General features: G+C 66.1%; 18 protein-coding genes. 11 read left to right on the top strand and 7 right to left on the bottom strand.

Annotation, left to right across the window (positions count from 1 at the left end; translation table 11 throughout):
• Positions 1-67 precede the first annotated feature (67 nt).
• Positions 68-823, top strand: a complete 756-nt coding sequence (rnhB, locus tag LRR16_RS20725) for a ribonuclease HII (RefSeq protein ID WP_232206983.1) — start codon at positions 68-70, stop codon at positions 821-823.
• A 44-nt stretch (positions 824-867) separates the two neighbouring features.
• The gene (locus LRR16_RS20720) at positions 868-1,647 is read left to right on the top strand and encodes an RNA methyltransferase (protein WP_006576532.1); all 780 of its coding nucleotides are present in this window, start codon (positions 868-870) and stop codon (positions 1,645-1,647) included.
• A gap of 105 nt (positions 1,648-1,752) precedes the next feature.
• On the opposite strand, the gene LRR16_RS20715 is transcribed toward LRR16_RS20720, so the two are convergent.
• Positions 1,753-2,604 carry a pyruvate, water dikinase regulatory protein gene (locus LRR16_RS20715; RefSeq protein WP_064577108.1) on the bottom strand — a complete coding sequence of 284 codons (852 nt, stop codon included), beginning with the start codon at positions 2,602-2,604 and terminating at the stop codon, positions 1,753-1,755.
• A 259-nt stretch (positions 2,605-2,863) separates the two neighbouring features.
• On the opposite strand from LRR16_RS20715, the gene ppsA reads away from it, so the two are divergent.
• From ppsA to LRR16_RS20700, 3 genes are all read left to right on the top strand, one after another.
• The gene (ppsA, locus tag LRR16_RS20710; protein WP_006576530.1) at positions 2,864-5,248 is read left to right on the top strand and encodes a phosphoenolpyruvate synthase; all 2,385 of its coding nucleotides are present in this window, start codon (positions 2,864-2,866) and stop codon (positions 5,246-5,248) included.
• A gap of 190 nt (positions 5,249-5,438) precedes the next feature.
• Positions 5,439-5,864 (top strand): NfeD family protein, encoded by a 426-nt coding sequence (locus LRR16_RS20705; protein WP_064577107.1) that lies wholly within the window; start codon positions 5,439-5,441, stop codon positions 5,862-5,864.
• Between the two features lie 129 nt (positions 5,865-5,993).
• Positions 5,994-6,926, top strand: coding sequence for an SPFH domain-containing protein (locus LRR16_RS20700; RefSeq protein WP_006579357.1), 933 nt, complete (start codon positions 5,994-5,996; stop codon positions 6,924-6,926).
• 120 nt (positions 6,927-7,046) lie between these two features.
• Here LRR16_RS20700 and smpB read toward each other — a convergent pair whose 3' ends face one another.
• The gene (gene smpB / locus LRR16_RS20695) at positions 7,047-7,499 is read right to left on the bottom strand and encodes an SsrA-binding protein SmpB (RefSeq protein WP_006579356.1); all 453 of its coding nucleotides are present in this window, start codon (positions 7,497-7,499) and stop codon (positions 7,047-7,049) included.
• Between the two features lie 227 nt (positions 7,500-7,726).
• On the opposite strand from smpB, the gene LRR16_RS20690 reads away from it, so the two are divergent.
• Both LRR16_RS20690 and LRR16_RS20685 read left to right on the top strand, forming a co-directional pair.
• Positions 7,727-8,164, top strand: a complete 438-nt coding sequence (locus LRR16_RS20690; protein ID WP_006579355.1) for a type II toxin-antitoxin system RatA family toxin — start codon at positions 7,727-7,729, stop codon at positions 8,162-8,164.
• A complete protein-coding gene (locus LRR16_RS20685; RefSeq protein WP_232206972.1) occupies positions 8,151-8,537 on the top strand; it encodes an RnfH family protein in 387 nt (128 codons plus the stop codon). The genes LRR16_RS20690 and LRR16_RS20685 overlap by 14 nt, the downstream gene beginning before the upstream one ends.
• Before the next feature lie 16 nt (positions 8,538-8,553).
• Here the strand turns inward: LRR16_RS20685 and LRR16_RS20680 are convergent, their stop codons facing one another.
• On the bottom strand, positions 8,554-9,612 hold the full coding sequence (locus LRR16_RS20680) for a DMT family transporter (protein ID WP_232206971.1): 1,059 nt from the start codon (positions 9,610-9,612) through the stop codon (positions 8,554-8,556).
• A gap of 136 nt (positions 9,613-9,748) precedes the next feature.
• Between LRR16_RS20680 and guaB the strand changes: the two genes are divergently transcribed.
• The 3 genes from guaB (at position 9,749) to guaA (ending at position 13,570) form a co-directional block, all read left to right on the top strand.
• A complete protein-coding gene (guaB, locus tag LRR16_RS20675) occupies positions 9,749-11,212 on the top strand; it encodes an IMP dehydrogenase (protein WP_006575929.1) in 1,464 nt (487 codons plus the stop codon).
• A gap of 149 nt (positions 11,213-11,361) precedes the next feature.
• Entirely contained in the window at positions 11,362-11,976 is a 615-nt protein-coding gene (locus tag LRR16_RS20670; RefSeq protein ID WP_232206970.1) for a hypothetical protein, read from the top strand.
• A complete protein-coding gene (guaA, locus tag LRR16_RS20665; protein ID WP_232206969.1) occupies positions 11,951-13,570 on the top strand; it encodes a glutamine-hydrolyzing GMP synthase in 1,620 nt (539 codons plus the stop codon). Before LRR16_RS20670 ends, guaA begins: the two co-directional genes overlap by 26 nt.
• A 160-nt stretch (positions 13,571-13,730) precedes the next feature.
• On the opposite strand, the gene LRR16_RS20660 is transcribed toward guaA, so the two are convergent.
• Together LRR16_RS20660 and hchA are read right to left on the bottom strand one after the other, a co-directional pair.
• The gene (locus LRR16_RS20660) at positions 13,731-14,453 is read right to left on the bottom strand and encodes a PA1136 family autoinducer-binding transcriptional regulator (RefSeq protein WP_006575932.1); all 723 of its coding nucleotides are present in this window, start codon (positions 14,451-14,453) and stop codon (positions 13,731-13,733) included.
• Positions 14,453-15,295, bottom strand: coding sequence for a glyoxalase III HchA (hchA, locus tag LRR16_RS20655; RefSeq protein ID WP_006575933.1), 843 nt, complete (start codon positions 15,293-15,295; stop codon positions 14,453-14,455). Before hchA ends, LRR16_RS20660 begins: the two co-directional genes overlap by 1 nt.
• Positions 15,296-15,566: 271 nt before the next feature.
• On the opposite strand from hchA, the gene LRR16_RS20650 reads away from it, so the two are divergent.
• Positions 15,567-16,472, top strand: coding sequence for an arginase family protein (locus LRR16_RS20650; RefSeq protein WP_232206968.1), 906 nt, complete (start codon positions 15,567-15,569; stop codon positions 16,470-16,472).
• Positions 16,473-16,514: 42 nt separating this feature from the next.
• Here LRR16_RS20650 and LRR16_RS20645 read toward each other — a convergent pair whose 3' ends face one another.
• Together LRR16_RS20645 and LRR16_RS20640 are read right to left on the bottom strand one after the other, a co-directional pair.
• Complete coding sequence (locus LRR16_RS20645) at positions 16,515-17,501, bottom strand: tripartite tricarboxylate transporter substrate binding protein (RefSeq protein ID WP_006575935.1); 987 nt, start codon at positions 17,499-17,501, stop codon at positions 16,515-16,517.
• Positions 17,502-17,589: 88 nt separating this feature from the next.
• Positions 17,590-18,417, bottom strand: a complete 828-nt coding sequence (locus LRR16_RS20640; protein WP_232206982.1) for an enoyl-CoA hydratase-related protein — start codon at positions 18,415-18,417, stop codon at positions 17,590-17,592.
• Positions 18,418-18,430 lie beyond the last annotated feature (13 nt).

The raw sequence follows: 18,430 nt of genomic DNA, 5'->3' as shown, positions 1-18,430 counted from the left end.
GGGCAAGGCCGCCCGCGCGGCCGCCGCCGAGGCGCAGCTGGGCCTGTCGCTGTCGCCTGCCGCCGCGATGGCGCAGCGGCTGTGCGGCGTCGACGAGGCCGGACGCGGGCCGCTGGCCGGCCCGGTGTTCGCCGCGGCGGTGGTGCTCGATCCGGCCCGGCCGATCGAGGGCCTGGCAGACTCCAAGATCCTGACCGCGGCCCGGCGCGAGGCGCTGTTCGACGAAATCTGTTCGCGCGCGCTGGCCTGGCATATCGCCTTCGCCACGGTCGAGGAAATCGACACGCTGAACATCCTGCACGCGACGATGCTGGCGATGCAGCGCGCGGTGCACGGCGTCGCCGCCTGCGGCATCGCACCGGACCTGGTGCAGGTCGACGGCAACCGCTGTCCGCACGTGCCGTATCCGGTCGAGGCGGTGATCAAGGGCGATGCCACCGTGCAGGCGATTTCCGCCGCATCGATCCTTGCCAAGGTCGCGCGCGATCGCGAGCTGGTCGCGTTGCACGCCCAATTTCCCGAGTACGGTTTCGACAGCCACGTCGGCTACGGCACGCCGCAGCATCTGCTGGCGCTGGCGCGCTTCGGCGCCACGCCGCATCACCGCCGCTCGTTCGCGCCGGTGCGCGAGGCGCTGGTGCGTGGACCGCTCGGGCCCGACGCGTTGCTGCCGGCCGGCGCGCTGGATGGCGCCGCGGCGGGCTTGGGGCCTTCGCCGGACGAGCTGGCCGAGACCATCGATGCCTTCGATGCGCTCGATGCGATCGATGCGATCGAGGACGCCATCGGCGCGGCCATCAGCCCCGGGCCGGCACTGTCCTGAGCCGCTGCATCCTTGCGGCATAACGTAGAACAACGTGGATTAACGTGAAGCACGTCAGCTCGCGCGACAACGCGCTGTTCAAGCATCTGAAGGCCCTGACCGGCTCGACCCATCAACGGCGCAAGGCCGGGCAATCGGTGCTCGACGGGGTCCATCTGGCCGACGCCTATCTGGCCGCGCTGGGCCAGCCGGTCAGCTGCGTGGTGTCGGAGCGCCACCTCGACCATCCCGAGGTCGCCGCGCTGCTGGCCCGCATCGACGATCAGCGCATCGTGGTGCTGGCCGACGCGCTGTTCGCGCAGATCACCGGCGTGGTCAACGGCATCGACCTGATGCTGGTGATCGATACCCCGGCGGGCCATCTGCCGGCCAGCATCGACACCGACTGCATCGTGCTGGACGGCGTGCAGGACGCCGGCAACGTCGGCTCCATCCTGCGCAGCGCCGCGGCGGCCGGCATCCAGCATGCGTTCCTCGGTACCGGCTGCGCGTTCGCGTGGTCGACCAAGACGCTGCGCGCCGCGATGGGCGCCAACTTCCACCTGAATATCGTCGAGCACTGCACGGTCGAGATGCTGGCGCCGCGGCTGGCGGTGCCGCTGCTGGCCACCTCGTCGCACGCGGATGCCGCGCTGTTCGACACGGACCTGCGTGGGCCGGTCGGCTGGGTGGTCGGCAACGAAGGGGCAGGGGTCAGCGCGGAATGGATGGCGCACGTGCAGCGCACGGTCGGCATTCCGCAGCCCGGCGGCCTCGAATCGCTGAACGTGGCCGCGGCTACCGCGGTGTGCCTGTTCGAGGCGGTACGGCAGCGGCGGGGGTAGGGCTCTCGCCCGCGACAGGTCTCGTAGACCGGCATCCCGCTCCCGTCTCCCGCCCGGCGGGAGAGGGGAGAAACCAGGGAGGGGAGCCAGCGAAGGAAACGCCCCTCAATAATTGTCCCGATCGACCTTGATCTCCTGCAGGATCGTCGTGGCGATTTCCTCGATCGACTTGTGCGTCGACGACAGCCATTTGATCCCTTCGCGCCGCATCATGATCTCCGCTTCATTGACCTCGTAGCGGCAATTTTCCAGCGACGCGTATTTGCTGCCGGGCCGGCGCTCATTGCGGATCTCGGACAGACGCTGCGGATCGATCGACAGGCCGAAGATCTTCGCCTTGAAATCGTACAGCGCCGACGGCAGCTTGCCGCGTTCGAAATCGTCCGGAATCAGCGGGTAATTGGCCGCCTTCAGCCCATATTGCATCGCCAGGTACAGGCTGGTCGGCGTCTTGCCGCTGCGCGACACGCCCACCAGGATCACGTCGGCCTCGGCCAGATTCTTGTGCGACTGGCCGTCGTCGTGGGCCAGCGAGAAATTGATCGCCTCGATGCGGTTCTTGTACGCCTCGGTATCCGCATTCTGGTGAAAGCGTCCGATCGCATGGGTCGATTTCAGCCCCAATTCCTTTTCGAGCGGCTCGATAAAGGTCTGGAACATGTCCAGGATCATGCCCTTGGCGCGGCGCAGCGCCTTGTTCGACTCGGCATTGACCAGCGTGGTGAAGACGATCGGCGGGACCCCTTCGGCATAGAAGGCCTCGTTGATCTTGCCGACCGCCATATGCGCCTTTTCCGGCGTATCGATAAAGGGCATTCGCACCTTGCGAAAGCGCATCTCGAACTGGGCCAGGATCGAATGACTGAAGGTTTCGGCGGTGATCCCGGTGCCGTCCGAGACGATAAATACGGTGCGGACGGCCGGCTTGTCGGCGCGCGGCGCGGCGGGGGAATCCATGTCTGAACAATTATTTTGGGGCCTGCCGCACGCGAAAGTGCGGTGCGGCACGGTAGAATAGCGGCGATCTTTTCGCTAAGCAATTGCACGGCGCGCCACGCGCGGGACGATTCGGCGCGGGATTGTCGACAAATGGGCTCGACAGCATTCCGCCATTCCCAGGCGCCCGGATTGTTTAGCAAAGCGATCCGCCCGGTAGCAGAACTCCAACGACATTCCGGCGTGAGCGACAGGTTTCCTACTTTGTTTTGAGGCTTTTATGACCAACCTGGCAAATGACGGCGCCTACGTGCTGCCGTTCGAGCAGCTGCGCATGGCGGATGTGGAAGTGGTGGGGGGCAAGAATTCGTCGCTCGGCGAAATGATCTCCCAGCTGGCAGGCGCCGGCGTGCGCGTGCCCGGCGGCTTCGCCACCACCGCGCTGGCCTTCCGCGACTTCATCGCCCACAACAACCTGACGCAACGCATCTCCGACCGCCTGAAGGCGCTCGACGTCGACGACGTCAAGGCGCTGGCCGAGGCCGGCGCCGAGATCCGCAACTGGGTCGCCACCGCACCGTTCCAGCCGCGCCTGGAGCAGGAGATCCGCGAACACTACGCCCGTGTTGCCGAGCGCGAGGGCGCCGAGGCGTCCTTCGCGGTGCGCTCGTCGGCGACCGCCGAAGACCTGCCCGACGCCTCGTTCGCCGGCCAGCAGGAGTCCTACCTGAACGTCAGCGGCATCGACGACGTGCTCGACAAGATCAAGCACGTGTTCGCCTCGCTGTACAACGACCGCGCGATCTCGTACCGCGTGCACAAGGGCTTCGCCCACGACGTGGTGGCGCTGTCGGCCGGCGTGCAGCGCATGGTCCGTTCGGACCTGGCCGCGTCGGGCGTGATGTTCACGATCGACACCGAATCGGGCTTCCCTGACGTGGTCTTCATCACCTCCAGCTATGGCCTGGGCGAAACGGTGGTGCAGGGCGCGGTCAATCCGGACGAGTTCTACGTATTCAAGCCGACGCTGCAGGCCGGCAAATATCCGATCATCCGCCGCTCGATCGGCTCGAAGCTGATCAAGATGGAATTCACCGCGCCGGGCGAAGCCGGCCGCGTCAAGACCGTCGACGTGCCGAGCGAACTGCGCAACCGCTACTCGATCACCGACGAGGACGTCAGCGAGCTGGCGCGCTACGCGATGATCATCGAGAAGCATTACGGCCGCCCGATGGACATCGAGTGGGGCAAGGACGGCAAGGACGGCAAGATCTACATCCTGCAGGCGCGTCCCGAGACCGTGAAGAGCCAGTCGGCCGGCAAGGCAGAGCAGCGCTTCAAGCTCAAGGGCACGTCCGCGGTGCTGGCCACCGGCCGCGCGATCGGCCAGAAGATCGGCACCGGTCCGGTCCGCGTGATCAACGACCCCAGCGAGATGGAGCGCGTGCAGCCCGGCGACGTGCTGGTCGCCGACATGACCGACCCGAACTGGGAACCGGTGATGAAGCGCGCCTCGGCCATCGTGACCAACCGCGGCGGCCGCACCTGCCACGCGGCGATCATCGCGCGTGAGCTGGGCGTGCCGGCCGTGGTCGGCTGCGGCGACGCCACCGATGTGCTGAAGGACGGCACGCTGGTCACCGTCTCGTGCGCCGAGGGCGACGAGGGCCGCATCTACGATGGCCTGCTGGAGACCGAGGTCACCGAGGTGCAGCGCGGCGAGATGCCGGAGCTCGACGTCAAGATCATGATGAACGTCGGCAATCCGCAGCTGGCCTTCGACTTCGCGCAGATCCCGAACAGCGGCGTGGGTCTGGCCCGTCTCGAATTCATCATCAACAACAACATCGGCGTCCACCCGAAGGCCATCCTCGACTATCCGCAGGTCGACTCCGACCTGAAGAAGGCGGTCGAGAGCGTGGCCCGCGGCCATGCCAGCCCGCGCGCGTTCTACATCGACAAGCTGGCCGAGGGCATCGCCACGATCGGTGCCGCCTTCTATCCGAAGCCGGTGATCGTGCGCCTGTCGGACTTCAAGTCCAACGAGTACAAGAAGCTGATCGGCGGTTCGCGCTACGAGCCGGACGAGGAAAACCCGATGCTGGGTTTCCGCGGCGCCTCGCGCTATATCGCCGAGGACTTCGCCGAAGCGTTCGAGATGGAATGCAAGGCCATGAAGCGCGTGCGCGACGAAATGGGCCTGACCAACGTCGAGATCATGGTGCCGTTCGTGCGCACGCTGGGCCAGGCCGAGAAGGTCATCGACCTGCTGGCCAAGCACGGCCTGAAGCGCGGCGAGAATGGCCTGCGCGTGATCATGATGTGCGAGGTGCCGTCCAACGCGATCCTGGCCGAGGAGTTCCTGCAGTACTTCGACGGCTTCTCGATCGGCTCGAACGACCTGACGCAGCTGACGCTGGGCCTGGACCGCGATTCGGGCATGGAACTGCTTGCCAAGGACTTCGACGAGCGCGACCCCGCGGTGCGCTTCATGCTGTCGCGCGCGATCTCGACCGCGCTGCGGCTGAACAAGTATGTCGGCATCTGCGGCCAGGGCCCGTCGGACCATCCGGACTTCGCCGCGTGGCTGGCCAAGGAAGGCATCAAGTCGATCTCGCTGAATCCCGATTCGGTGATCGACACGTGGCGGCAGCTGGCGTCGTAATTTGAAACGACGACAGGCTCGGTGCCGTCCGCTGCGCCCTACCTCGGTAGGGCGCGGCCATGCCCCCGCAGGTGCTCCGGCGCCGCGGGGGTTTTTCGCTTTGGCAGGGCGCGGCCGCGGTCGACACAAGAGGCCCGCGCCTGTGGATCAGAACTAAAACAGCAACAACGAGATCGAGGGGTGAATCGCCATGGCGGACTACCACATCTGGTTCGGCCTTGCGGTACTGCTGGTCATCGCCGAACTGGCCAGCCTGACGCTGTATCTGCTGATGGTCGCGCTGGCGGCCGTCGCCGCGGGCATCGCGGCGCTGTCGGGGTTGGGTATCGCGGCGCAATTCGGCGTCGCGGCGGTGATCGCGCTGGTGGGCTTCGCGGCGCTGCGGCGCTCGCGCTATGGCCGCGCGCGGCGGGGTGCGGCTGCCACCGATCCGAACGTCAACCTCGATATCGGCCAGGAGCTCGATGTTCCGGCCTGGGGCGCCGATCGCCGCGCGCGTGTGCCGTACCGGGGCGCGCAGTGGCAGGTCGAACTGGGCGCGCCCGGCGAGGCCTTGCCGGGCCGCTATCGCATCGTCGAGGTCCGCGGTAACACGCTGGTCGTGGTGCCGCGCTAGCCTGTCGCCGGCGCGGAGCCGCGCCGCCTCGTGCAGGCCGTGGCACGGCCTGCCGTGGGCGCAAAGCCGCGCGCGGCTTCCTTCCTTTGTCCTTCTGTCCTTTTCCCTGCAACAACCGATGGAGTCCCCATGCTAGATGTCGCCGGCAGCGTGCTGCCTCTCCTGGTCCTGATCGCCGTGATCGTGCTGCTCGCGCAGAGCTTCAAGATCGTGCCGCAGCAGCACGCCTGGGTGCTGGAGCGCCTGGGCAAATACCGCGCGACGCTGACGCCCGGGCTCAACGTGGTGCTGCCGTTCATCGACCGCGTGGCCTACAAGCACATCCTGAAGGAAATCCCGCTCGACGTGCCCAGCCAGGTCTGCATCACCAAGGACAACACGCAGCTGCAGGTCGACGGCGTGCTGTACTTCCAGGTCACCGACCCGATGAAAGCGTCGTACGGCTCGAGCAACTTCGTCGTCGCGATCACGCAGCTGGCGCAGACCACGCTGCGCTCGGTGATCGGCAAGCTGGAACTCGACAAGACCTTCGAGGAGCGCGAGTTCATCAATCACAGCATCGTCAATGCGCTGGACGAGGCGGCGTCGAACTGGGGCGTCAAGGTGCTGCGCTACGAGATCAAGGACCTGACCCCGCCGAAGGAAATCCTGCACGCGATGCAGGCGCAGATCACGGCCGAGCGCGAGAAGCGGGCGCTGATCGCGGCCTCCGAAGGCCGCCGGCAGGAACAGATCAACCTGGCCTCGGGCGCGCGCGAGGCGGCGATCCAGCAATCCGAGGGTGAACGCCAGGCCGCGATCAACAAGGCGCAGGGCGAGGCCGCGGCGATCCTGGCGGTGGCCGAGGCCAATGCGCAGGCGATCGAGAAGATCGGGCGCGCGATTCGCGCCGAGGGCGGTGTCGAAGCGGTCAATCTGAAGGTCGCCGAGGAATATGTCGGCGCCTTCGGCAATCTGGCCAAGACCGGCAATACGCTGATCGTGCCGGGCAATCTGGGCGAAATGAGCTCGATGGTCGCGTCGGCGCTGCAGATCGTCAAAAGCCAGAAAAGCGCGGGCTGAGCGATCGCGCTTGGTGTCCCGTCGTCCCCGCGGAGGCGGGGACCCAGCGGCTTTGAACCACCCCTGAAAGACGCTGGATTCCCGCATTCGCGGGAATGACAACCTGGCGCAACGGGGGCGTTATTCCTTGCCGCCGCTCTTGATGATCCGCGCCTTCTCGCGCTGCCAGTCGCGGTCCTTCTCGGTCTCGCGCTTGTCGAACAGCTTCTTGCCCTTGGCCAGGCCAATCTCGCATTTGACGCGGCCGCGCGTGTAATGCAGGTTCAGCGGCACCAGCGTATAGCCGCGCTGCTCGACCTTGCCGATCAGCTTGCGGATCTCGTCGGCCTTGAGCAGCAGCTTGCGCGTGCGCACGGGGTCGGGCTTGACGTGCGTGGAGGCGCTCTGCAGCGGGCTGATATGCGCGCCGATCAGGAACAGCTCGGCGTCGCGCACCACCACATAGCCTTCCTTGATCTGCACGCGCCCGGCGCGAATCGCCTTGACCTCCCAGCCTTCGAGCACGATCCCGGCTTCGTATCGCTCCTCGATGAAATAGTCGAAGAAGGCCTTCTTGTTGTCTGCGATGGTCATGCGTGGTGGTGGATGGTAGGGTGCGGCGGCGCCGTCGTGCGGGCCCCGCCGGTTCGGCGGACGCCGTTGGCGGCCGCTGGTACGATGACTGGCGCCGGGCTAGATGCCGGCGTCCCGGCCGGAGCGTGCGCCAGGGCAGGCGCGCGTCGGCTAAAATCCGGATTCTAGCAAACAGACCGGCCCCGGTTGTCGCCCGTGGACAGCCATCGGCCCAGAATCGTCAACTCATGGCAGACGTCCATAAAACCGTGCTGCTCGGTTATTCGGCCGAGCGAATGTACGACCTGGTCACGCGCGTCGAGGACTACCCCAAGTTCCTGCCCTGGTGCGGCGGCGTGGAAGTGTTCGAGCAGACCGAGACGTTGCTCGACGCCAAGCTGCATATCCATTTCAACGGCATCAAGCAGTATTTCCATACCCGCAATACGCAGCATCGGCCGACCCGCATCGACATGAACTTCGCCGATGGTCCGTTCAAGACCTTCAACGGCTACTGGAATTTCATTCCGCTGCGCGAGGACGCCTGCAAGATCGAATTCCATCTGCATTACGAGTTCTCCAGCATCATCCTCGAGAAGATCATCGGGCCGGTGTTCAGCATGATCGCGAATACCTTCGTCGACGCCTTCGTCAAGCGCGCCGAGGTCGTCTATGGCAACAGCTGAAACAGCTGAAACGGCTGGGCAGGAGGTGGCCACCGTGCGCGTGGCCGTCTGCCACGCGAAGCCGGACACGGTCTTCCTGAAGGAAATCGAACTGCCCGCCGGCGCCACGATCGCCGCGGCGATCGAGGCCAGCGGCGTGCTGTCGGCCCATCCGGAGCTCGATCCGGCGACGCTGCGCGTCGGCATCTTCGGCAAGCTGAAGACGCTGGAGACGGTGGTGCGCGAGGGTGACCGCATCGAGCTCTACCGGCCGCTGGTGGCCGATCCCAAGACCGCGCGGCGCCGCCGCGTGCAGAAGGCGCGCGAGGCCGGCACGCGCGAAGGGCAGAAGTGGATGCGCGGCGGCGGCGACAGCGAGGCCGGGGACCGCTGAGCCGTCGATCGGCGCGTCAGGCCGGCCGCTGGCCCGCCTGGCCAGGCTCGGTGGCCGCGGTGGCTGCGGTCGCTTCGATGGCTTCCGCGTTCGCCGGCTCGTCCGCCGCTGGCGCCGCGCGCTTGTCGCCGGCATGCAGCCGCACCGACCAAGCCACGCCGATCATCAGCAGCACGATGGCCGCCAGTTCGAGGCCGCGCGGCCAGCGCTGCTCGTAGAGGAAGCCGTAGGCCAGCGCGAACAGCGTCTCGAACACGATCATCTGGCCCGACAGCGTCAGCGGCAGCCGCCGGCTGGCGATATTCCACAGGTTGTTGCCGATCAGCGAGGCGCCCAGCGCCACCGCCGCATTGACCCACCAGAACCATTGCCAGTCGCGCCCGCTGCCCGGCGCGGTCAGCACGTCGCGGAACAGCAGCCAGCCGATCAGCGCCAGCAGCGCGGAGACGATGCCGGTCGACAGCCCGTACAGCGCCGACCATTCGTTGCCGCTGTATTGCGGATTGCGCTGCAGGTAGCGGGCGTTGTCGACTGCGTACAGCGTCCAGCAGACCAGCGCGCCCGCCGCGCAGACCACGCCGGCCAGCTTCTGCCAGACCGGCCGCGCTGCTTCGGCGGCGGCCGCGCCGTGGGCGCCGTGCCCGCCGCCGGCGAACAGGTCCAGGTTGATGCAGGCGATGCCGACCGCGACCACCAGCAGCGGCAGCAGCAGCCGCGACAGCGGCACCGCGCCGTGGTCGCGCCGGCCCATCACCGTGACGGAAATCGGCAGGATGCCGATGATCAGCGAGGTCGGTCCGACCCCGGCCAGCTGCACGCCGAAGGCCAGCAGCACGTAGTACAGCAGGTTGCCGGTGAAGGCCTGGCGCAGCAGGGCGATGCAGTCGGCGCGGGTCAGCTTGCGGGCGATGCGGCGCATCAGCGGCGCCGCGGCGATCGCGGCGACCAGCCCGTAGGCCAGGTAGCGGCCGATCGCCAGCTCCCACGGCGAAAACACCGGCAGCAGCTTGGGCGCGATGAACACCATGCCCCAGAACGCGCCGGCCAGCAGGCCGCACAGTACGCCGATCCCCATCCGTTTTGCCGCGCTGGACGCGCCTCCGCTCAGAAAAGCCTCAAAGCATAGCATTGGCCCGGCAGATTCCGAGCACGCGCCCATCATGAAAGGGGCGGTTCCTGTATAATTCGATTTTGCGCCTAGAGGAATCGCTATGCGTCTTGTCCAGAAAGCACTCACGTTCGATGATGTGCTGCTCGTCCCGGCCTATTCGGCCGTCCTCCCCCGGGATGTCTCCCTCCGCACCCGCCTGACCCGCTCGATCGAATTGAACATTCCGCTGGTTTCCGCCGCCATGGATACCGTGACGGAGGCGCGTCTGGCCATCGCCATGGCACAGGCGGGCGGCATCGGCATCGTTCACAAGAACCTGAAGCCGGCCGACCAGGCGCGGGAAGTGGCGCGCGTCAAGCGCTACGAATCGGGCGTGCTGCGTGATCCGATCACCATTTCGCCGGACATGAAGATCCGCGACGTGATCGCGCTGTCGCAGCAACACGGCATTTCGGGCTTCCCGGTGCTGGAAGGCAAGACCGTCGTCGGCATCATCACGAACCGCGACCTGCGCTTCGAGGAAGAACTCGACGCCCCGGTGCGCGCCAAGATGACGCCGCGCGAGAAGCTGGTCACGGTGGCCGAGGGCGCCAGCCTGGACGAGGCCAAGCGCCTGATGAACCGCCACCGCCTGGAGCGCGTGCTGGTCGTCAACGAAGCCTTCGAACTGCGCGGCCTGATCACCGTCAAGGACATCCAGAAGGCGGTCGAACACCCGCTGGCGAGCAAGGACGACCACGGCCAGCTGCGCGTCGGCGCGGCGGTCGGCGTCGGCCCGGACAACGACGAGCGTGTCGAGCTGCTGGTCAAGGCCGGCGTCGACGTGATCGTGGTCGACACCGCCCACGGTCATAGCCAGGGCGTGCTGAACCGCGTGCGCTGGGTCAAGGACAACTTCCCGCACGTGCAGGTGATCGGCGGCAACATCGCCACCGGCGAAGCCGCCCGCGCGCTGGTCGAGCACGGCGCCGACGGCGTCAAGGTCGGCATCGGCCCGGGCTCGATCTGCACCACGCGTATCGTCGCCGGCGTCGGCGTGCCGCAGATCACCGCGGTGTCGAACGTGGCGGAGGCGCTGGCCGGTACCGGCGTGCCCCTGATCGCCGATGGCGGCGTGCGCTATTCCGGCGATATCGCCAAGGCGCTGGCCGCCGGCGCGCATACCGTGATGATGGGCGGCATGTTCTCGGGCACCGAGGAAGCGCCGGGCGAAGTGTTCCTGTATCAGGGCCGCTCGTTCAAGAGCTACCGCGGCATGGGTTCGGTCGGCGCGATGAAGGACGGCGCGGCGGACCGCTACTTCCAGGAAGACAACACCGCCAACGTCGACAAGCTGGTCCCCGAAGGCATCGAAGGCCGCGTGCCCTACAAGGGCTCGGTGATGGCCATCATCCACCAGCTGACCGGCGGCGTGCGCGCGTCGATGGGTTATTGCGGCAGCAGCTCGATCGCCGAATGGCACGAGACCGCGCAGTTCGTGCAGATCACCGCCGCCGGCATGCGCGAGTCGCATGTCCACGACGTGCAGATCACCAAGGAAGCACCGAACTACCATATCGACTAACGTCAGCGACGGACCGGCGAGCGCCGCGCCATGCGCGATGCCGGTGATGCGCGGCTGCACGGCTTCAGGGCGGTGCGGCCGCGCTTCATATCGGGGCCGCGTATCGGCTCCGGCCGTCGGTGCACCCCTGAGTCCGCCAAGGAGATTCGATGAAGGTCCTGCTCCGCGCCGTGTTGTTCTTCGACGCCCTGTTCGATCTTGCGCTCGGCGCCGTGCTGCTGCTCGCGCCGTTCGCCACCTTCTATGCCGCGCTGCAATTGCCGCAGCCGCAGCCGGCGCTGTACGGCCAGCTGCTAGGCTTCACGCTGCTCGGCGTGGCCTGGCTGCTCGCTCAGGCCGCTTTCCGCGGTCAGCTGACCGTACCGGTGGCCCGCATGGCGGGGCCCGTCAATCTGGCGTGCGCGTTGCTGATCGCCGCGTGGCTGATCTTCTTCGATCTGCCGGCGCAGGGCGCCGGCAGGATCTGGCTCGGGCTGCTGGCGGCGATGCTGGCCTTCTTCGCACTGGTGCAGATTCCGCTGGCCAAGCGCATCCGCAATCGCGAGCGCGAGGAACTGCTGCGCCGCGAGTCCGAGCTGGCCGCGGCCAACCTTCCGGTTCCCGCTGCGCCGACCGTTCACCCATCCCCATCCCCCGAAGTCCGGCGCGAGCCGGTCATCACGCCGCCGCCCGGCTACGGTCCCGGCACCGAAGTGGTGACCGATGTCGAACCGGTCGACACGTCAATCGCTCCCCATCATGCACGACAAAATCCTCATCCTTGATTTCGGCTCGCAAGTTACGCAGCTGATCGCGCGACGCGTCCGCGAGGCGCACGTCTATTGCGAGATCCATCCGAACGACGTGTCGGACGAATTCGTGCGCGAGTTCGCGCCGAAGGGCATCATCCTGTCGGGCAGCCACGCCAGCACCTATGAAGACCATCAGCTGCGCGCGCCGCAAGCGGTGTGGGATCTGGGCGTGCCGGTGCTCGGCATCTGCTATGGCATGCAGACGATGGCCGTGCAGCTGGGCGGCAAGGTCGAGTGGAGCGACTCCCGCGAATTCGGCTACGCCGAGGTGCGCGCGCACGGCCATACCGAGCTGCTGAAGGACGTGCAGGATTTCGTCACGCCGGAAGGCCACGGCATGCTGAAGGTCTGGATGAGCCACGGCGACAAGGTCACCGAACTGCCGCCGGGCTTCAAGCTGATGGCTTCGACGCCAAGCTGCCCGATCGCCGGCATGGCCGACGAAGCGCGCGGCTACTACGCGGTGCAGTTTCACCCCGAGGTCACGCACACGGTCAAGGGCCGCGACATGCTGGAGCGCTTCGTGCTGAAGATCGCCGGTGCGCGCCCGGACTGGGTGATGCGCAATCATATCGACGAGGCCGTCGCGAAGATCCGCGAGCAGGTCGGTGACGAAGAGGTAATCCTGGGCCTGTCCGGCGGCGTCGACTCGTCGGTCGCCGCGGCGCTGATCCATCGCGCGATCGGCGATCAGCTGACCTGCGTGTTCGTCGACCACGGCCTGCTGCGCCAGGACGAGGGCAAGCTGGTGATGGAAATGTTCGCCGGCCGCCTGCATGCCAAGGTCGTGCATATCGATGCCTCGGAGCAGTTCCTCGGCCATCTGGCCGGCGTCACCGATCCCGAACAGAAGCGCAAGATCATCGGCCGCGAATTCGTCGAGGTGTTCCAGGCCGAGGCGAAGAAGCTGACCCGCGCCAAGTGGCTGGCCCAGGGCACCATCTACCCGGACGTGGTCGAGTCGGGCGGCACCAAGACCAAGAAGCAGACCACGATCAAGAGCCACCACAACGTCGGCGGCCTGCCCGAGACGCTGGGCCTGAAGCTGCTCGAGCCGCTGCGCGACCTGTTCAAGGACGAAGTGCGCGAACTCGGCGTCGAACTCGGCCTGCCGCCCGAAATGGTCTACCGCCACCCGTTCCCGGGCCCGGGCCTGGGCGTGCGGATCCTCGGCGAGGTCAAGCGCGAATACGCCGACCTGCTGCGCCGCGCCGACGCGATCTTCATCGAAGAACTGCGCGGCACGATCGCCACGGCGCAGGACGCGGCTGCGGGCCTGTGCAGCGAAGACCAGGTCGGCAAGAGCTGGTACGACCTGACCAGCCAGGCCTTCGCGGTCTTCCTGCCGGTCAAGTCGGTCGGCGTGATGGGCGACGGCCGCACCTACGACTACGTCGTCGCGCTGCGCGCGGTGCAGACCACCGACTTCATGACGGCGCACTGGGCGCACCTGCCGTATGCGCTGCTGGGTCGCTGCTCGAATCGGATCATCAATGAAGTGCGGGGTTTGAACCGCGTCGTCTATGACGTTTCGGGCAAGCCGCCGGCGACGATTGAGTGGGAGTGATTTGGTATCTGGCACCGGCAGGTGCCAGGTAGCACCAGGACCAGCTAGGCCCGCGTCACTGCGGGCTTTTTTCTTGCCGAGAAACGAGGCCAACGCGAACCCGGCCGTTGCGCCGGTGCAGAGAGCGGTCTTGCCCAGCGCGATTGCCCGAACAAGATGCTTACGCGACGATCTCGCCGTTTCGGATCGCCACTCGGATCGCCTGCGCTGTCGTTGCGACGCCGAGGCGTTTGCGTATGCGGCGCAGATGGTTCTCCACCGTGCGTTCGGAAAGACCGAGGGTCGCGGCGATGTCGACCTGCCGTCGGCCGGCAGCCGTCCACGCGAGCACTTCGCGTTCACGGTCGGACAGCGATCTGTTGCCATGATCTTGGGGCAGCTCCAGCAGTCTACGCGCTGCCAGAAACGCCGATTCGGCAATGAGCCTGAAGGCGAGACGCGCCAGCGGTGAAGCATCGATCCGCTCCCCGCCAAGGCTCATCGCGCCTTCCAGGCCCAACGGGCCGAATATTGGAACCTGTAGTCCGTGAATGCCACGGCCCATGGGCGTACGGACAACCCGATAGCGTTCGCCTTCTCTTCCTGTCGTCTTGGTCCAGAAGAATGGCTCGTTGGTATCAAGAATGTGACGCGTCACCGGACAGCGCCGCACATAGGTCTCGGCATTGATCGGCTCACCGGTGCCGAACCAGTCGCCTTCCACCCAATAGATGCGGTCGACAATCTCATCCCGCGCGGCGGACGCCGAGAACAGCATGAAACGGTCGTAACCGAGCGGACCGCCAAGCGCGCGAACCTCGTTCTTGATCGCCGCAAGGGATCTGGCGCCCTCGATGGTCAGGGCGCTCCGGAAGGCCGCTTCCATCACGACCGTATTGGCCATCAGGCCGTGACTTCGTTGAGCAACGTCTGCGCTGCGAGCTTGCCCAGGTTGTTGCCCGCCAGCGGGCTGTCACCGGTCAGCAGCTTGCGATCCCTGTGCACTGCACCCGAGATGTTGTCATTGATGATTTCGAAGCCGAGGGCTTTCAGCTTCTCGCCGAACTTCCAGGTCAGGTGGCCAGGCATGTACCCGATATCCGGTGTCTGCGCGTCCATGGCATCAGGGAACGCGCAGATCTTGTAGCCCCTATAGATGTCGCTGTCACCGACCGCGAGAAAGCCTGCTGGGCCGTGGCAGAGCGAGATCACGAACTTGTCGTTCGCTGCCGCCCACTTCAACGCGTCGCCAACGTCCTTGCTCTCCGGAATGCCGATCAGCGCACCATGCCCGCCAGGAATGAAGATCGCCGCATAGGTATCAAGCCCGCCGGCGACCACATCGGCTAGCTTGAGGGGCTTCTGGAATTGGGGGCGGTACTTGTCGAAAAAGCCGTTCACCGCCTCGTCCTCGGACGGCATCGCCCAGAACTCGAACTTGACCGGATTGCCCGAAACGGTCGCCACATCGAAGGCGAAGCCTGCCTTGTCAAGGTGATACATCGGCAGCAGCGTTTCTACCGGATGGTTGCCGGTCGAGAAGAAGGTGCCGTTGTCGGTCAGCAGGTAGCGCTCGTCGGCACCGATCATCAGGATCTTCTGGCCGCCCGTGTAGGGCGTGGGGTAATCGGCCCCGCTCAGATCGGACTTCGGCGAAGTGAATTGGCTCAGAGAAAAGCTCGAGGGAAAGAATGCATTCCTCTCCGCTGGATCGGGTTGCGGCTTCCTGGCGGTTTGATCGGACATGTCGAATCTCCTTGTTCGTTTGTTGACAAGCTCAAAAATAGCTTCTCCAGAAAGCCCGATGCAATGAGGGATTTCCGTCAACGCCATACGCAATCCAGGTACTGTAGATACCGGCGCGGTGGCCGACCGTCGGTGTGTCCCCGCTGAACCAGCTTGTCCAGGACCGGGGTCAACCGCCCGGTATCGGCTGCGTGCGGGCCGGACGTTAAGGCAGCCGTCCAGGACCGCGCGACCTCGCTGCTCATCGCGATCAACCCGGACGGAGGCCCCCATGCCGACCTTTCCCTATGCAATTCTCGATGCCCCTTCCACGTTGGGCCTGGCGACGGACGGCGTGGAGCGCTTGCCCGATCGGCTGCTGGATCACGGTCTTGCGCAGCGCATCCATGCGCGCCGCGCCGGCCGGCTGGCGGTGCCTCCGAAGGATCCGGCGCGCGATCCCGAGACAGGCATCCTGAATGCCGCCGCTATTGCCGCATGGTCACCCAGGCTCGCCGATGCGGTGGAAGCGGTCCTTGATGCGGGCCAATTTCCGGTAGTCCTCGGCGGCGATTGCACGATCGTGCTGGGGTCGATGCTCGCGTTGCGACGGCGCGGCCGCTATGGCCTGCTTTTCATCGACGGCAACGCCGATTTCTTCCAGCCGGAGGCGGAACCCAATGGGGAAGGCGCTTCGATGGACCTGGCCCTGGTGACCGGCCACGGTCCGTCGCTGCTGACCGACCTCGAAGGCCGCGGTCCTCTGGTCCGTCCCGAGGATGCTGTCGCGTTCGCCTATCGGGATCACGAAGATCAGCAAGAGTACGGAAGCCGGCCGCTTCCCAAGACGCTCAGGGCGATTGACCTTCCCGCCGTGCGGGCGATGGGCATCGAGGCCGCCGCGCGCGCAGCGGTCGACCACCTGACCCGAGAGGAACTGGACGGCTTCTTCATCCATGTGGACGCCGACTGCCTCGACGACGCGATCATGCCGGCTGTCGATTTCCGCGTACCGGGCGGGTTATCGCGGGACGAGCTGGGGACCGCGCTGCGGGTAGCGCTGGCGAGCGGCAAGGCCGTCGGCATCGAGATCACCATCTACAACCCGCGCCTTGACGAGGACGGCAGCGCCGGTCGCGGGCTGGCCGACGTGCTGTCCAACGAACTGGCCGCGGCGCGCGGAACAGCAGCGCCCTGATACGGGCGCAACTGCTTTTCAGCGTGACTGTTGCTCCGGCTGTCACTCCGGCTCAATCCCGGCCCCCTTGACGACACGGCCCCATTTCTGGATTTCGGCGTTCTGGAATGCCCGTAGCTCCGAGGGCGTCGTAGTCCAGGCCTGTGTCGCGGAATTGCGGTAGAAGGCGCGGGCTCCCGGGCTGTCGACCGCGGCAATCAGTAGCTGTCGCAGCCTGGCAGCCGCCGGGGCGGGCGTTCCTGCCGGCACGTAGGCGGCGAACCAATACCCCATGTCGTAGCCTCTGATGCCGGCCTCATCCAGGGTCGGGACGTCCGGAAGCTCGGGCAGCCTTTCCCTGGTGGACGCGCCTAGCGCGCGGAGCTTGCCCGATTTGATCTGCGACAGGCCGGTGACCGTGTCGATGACCATCATGTCGATGTGGCCGCCAAGCAGATCGTTAAGGGCGTTCGGATTGCTGTTGTATCCGACCCAGACGATGTCCGTACCGGTCAGTTGCTTGAGCATTTCGCCGGCGATTCGGCTGGACGAATTCCCGCTGCCGAAGCTCAGTTTTCCTTTCGCCTTCCTGGCGGCCTGCACCAGATCATCGACGGTGCGGAAAGGAGAGTCGGCGCGCACGACGAGCACCTGACCGCCACGCCCCAATGCTGTCAACGGCAGGAAATCCGTGATGGGGTCGTAGTGCAGTTTCTTGAACAGGTGCGGATTGGCGGCTTGCGTCGTGTTCGTGGTAATCAGCACGGTGTAGCCGTCCGCAGCGGCCCGGGCCACATGCTGCGCGGCGATCATGCCGCTGGCACCTGGGCGGTTTTCGACGACGACGGCCTTCCCGGTCTGCTGTGCCATCGACGCCGACAGCGCGCGCGCGAGCAGATCGGTCGCGCTGCCCGCGCCGAACGGCACGACAAAGGTGATTGGCTTTTCCGGAAAACCTGCCGCCGGTGCCGATATGGCCCAGATCAGGCCAATGACGGCCGATGCCATCGCCGCTGCCAGACGGGCGATGCGCGTTGTAGTTCCGATCATGGTGTTTGTCTCCTGTTTTATGGGGACGTGGCGTCAAGCGGCTTCACTGGCCATGCCACCGTCCCGGGCGAGCGCTGTGGCCGCGCCTTCAGCCGGGTTGGGCCTGGAAGTCGCGTCGCGCGCGGCGCTCCAGAAAATGGCGCACGGCAGCCTTGTGTTCGTCCCCGCAAAGCAGGATCGCCTGCATGGCGGCCGCAGTCTCCAGCGCCACGGGCAACGTCGTCTCGGCCGCGTCCAATACCAGGCGCTTGGCCATGCGCAGGGCCTCGGGCGGGCTGGAGGCGATCCGGCGCGCCAAGGCGGTACTTGTTTCGTCCAGTGCCTCGGGCGAAACGACACGGGACACCATGCCGAGCTGCAACGCGGTGGCGGCATCGATAAATTCGCTGGTCAGCGTCAGTTCCAGTGCCTTTGCCGTTCCGACGAGCCGGGTCAGGAACCATGCGCCGCCGATGCCGGACACTAGCCCCAGGCGTAGAAAGCTCTCGGCGAAGGTGGCCTGCTCGCTCGCGATGCGCAGATCGCACATCAGTGCCAGGTCGCAGCCGGCGCCGATCGCAGCCCCATTGACTGCGGCAATTGACGGCACCTGCAGTGCCAGCAGGGCATGAGTAATTCGGTGCAATGTTGTCTTCAGCCGAACCCGTACCTGTGCCGCGGAACCCTGCATCAGATCCGATCCGCTCTCCATGTCCTTGACGTTACCGCCGGTGCAGAAGTACTTGCCGGTGGAGCGCAGCAATACGCAATGGACGTCTGGCAGGCGATTGGCCCTCTCCAGTGCCTCGGCTAGCGCCTCGGCCATGGACACCGACATGGCATTGCCCGTGCCCGGGTCATTGAGGCTCAACGTGAGGACGCCTTCGACGATGTCTTGTCGGACCAGCGTGTCAGGCTGGTCAGTGGCGGGGCGCATTGCGCCGGCTTCA

This window comes from Cupriavidus sp. UGS-1, assembly GCF_021213615.1.
In the GTDB taxonomy this organism is placed as follows: Bacteria; Pseudomonadota; Gammaproteobacteria; order Burkholderiales; family Burkholderiaceae; genus Cupriavidus.
Note: the sequence above shows the minus strand (reverse complement) of the source record. Positions and strands in the feature narration are given on the sequence as shown.

Coding starts and splice junctions, on each gene's coding strand:
- rnhB (WP_232206983.1), top strand. CDS start 68: ATGGCGCAGCGGCTGTGCGGCGTCGACGAGGCCGGACGCGGGCCGCTG.
- LRR16_RS20715 (WP_064577108.1), bottom strand. CDS start 2,604: ATGGATTCCCCCGCCGCGCCGCGCGCCGACAAGCCGGCCGTCCGCACC.
- ppsA (WP_006576530.1), top strand. CDS start 2,864: ATGACCAACCTGGCAAATGACGGCGCCTACGTGCTGCCGTTCGAGCAG.
- LRR16_RS20705 (WP_064577107.1), top strand. CDS start 5,439: ATGGCGGACTACCACATCTGGTTCGGCCTTGCGGTACTGCTGGTCATC.
- LRR16_RS20700 (WP_006579357.1), top strand. CDS start 5,994: ATGCTAGATGTCGCCGGCAGCGTGCTGCCTCTCCTGGTCCTGATCGCC.
- smpB (WP_006579356.1), bottom strand. CDS start 7,499: ATGACCATCGCAGACAACAAGAAGGCCTTCTTCGACTATTTCATCGAG.
- LRR16_RS20690 (WP_006579355.1), top strand. CDS start 7,727: ATGGCAGACGTCCATAAAACCGTGCTGCTCGGTTATTCGGCCGAGCGA.
- LRR16_RS20685 (WP_232206972.1), top strand. CDS start 8,151: ATGGCAACAGCTGAAACAGCTGAAACGGCTGGGCAGGAGGTGGCCACC.
- LRR16_RS20680 (WP_232206971.1), bottom strand. CDS start 9,612: ATGGGGATCGGCGTACTGTGCGGCCTGCTGGCCGGCGCGTTCTGGGGC.
- guaB (WP_006575929.1), top strand. CDS start 9,749: ATGCGTCTTGTCCAGAAAGCACTCACGTTCGATGATGTGCTGCTCGTC.
- LRR16_RS20670 (WP_232206970.1), top strand. CDS start 11,362: ATGAAGGTCCTGCTCCGCGCCGTGTTGTTCTTCGACGCCCTGTTCGAT.
- guaA (WP_232206969.1), top strand. CDS start 11,951: ATGCACGACAAAATCCTCATCCTTGATTTCGGCTCGCAAGTTACGCAG.
- LRR16_RS20660 (WP_006575932.1), bottom strand. CDS start 14,453: ATGGCCAATACGGTCGTGATGGAAGCGGCCTTCCGGAGCGCCCTGACC.
- hchA (WP_006575933.1), bottom strand. CDS start 15,295: ATGTCCGATCAAACCGCCAGGAAGCCGCAACCCGATCCAGCGGAGAGG.
- LRR16_RS20650 (WP_232206968.1), top strand. CDS start 15,567: ATGCCGACCTTTCCCTATGCAATTCTCGATGCCCCTTCCACGTTGGGC.
- LRR16_RS20645 (WP_006575935.1), bottom strand. CDS start 17,501: ATGATCGGAACTACAACGCGCATCGCCCGTCTGGCAGCGGCGATGGCA.
- LRR16_RS20640 (WP_232206982.1), bottom strand. CDS start 18,417: ATGCGCCCCGCCACTGACCAGCCTGACACGCTGGTCCGACAAGACATC.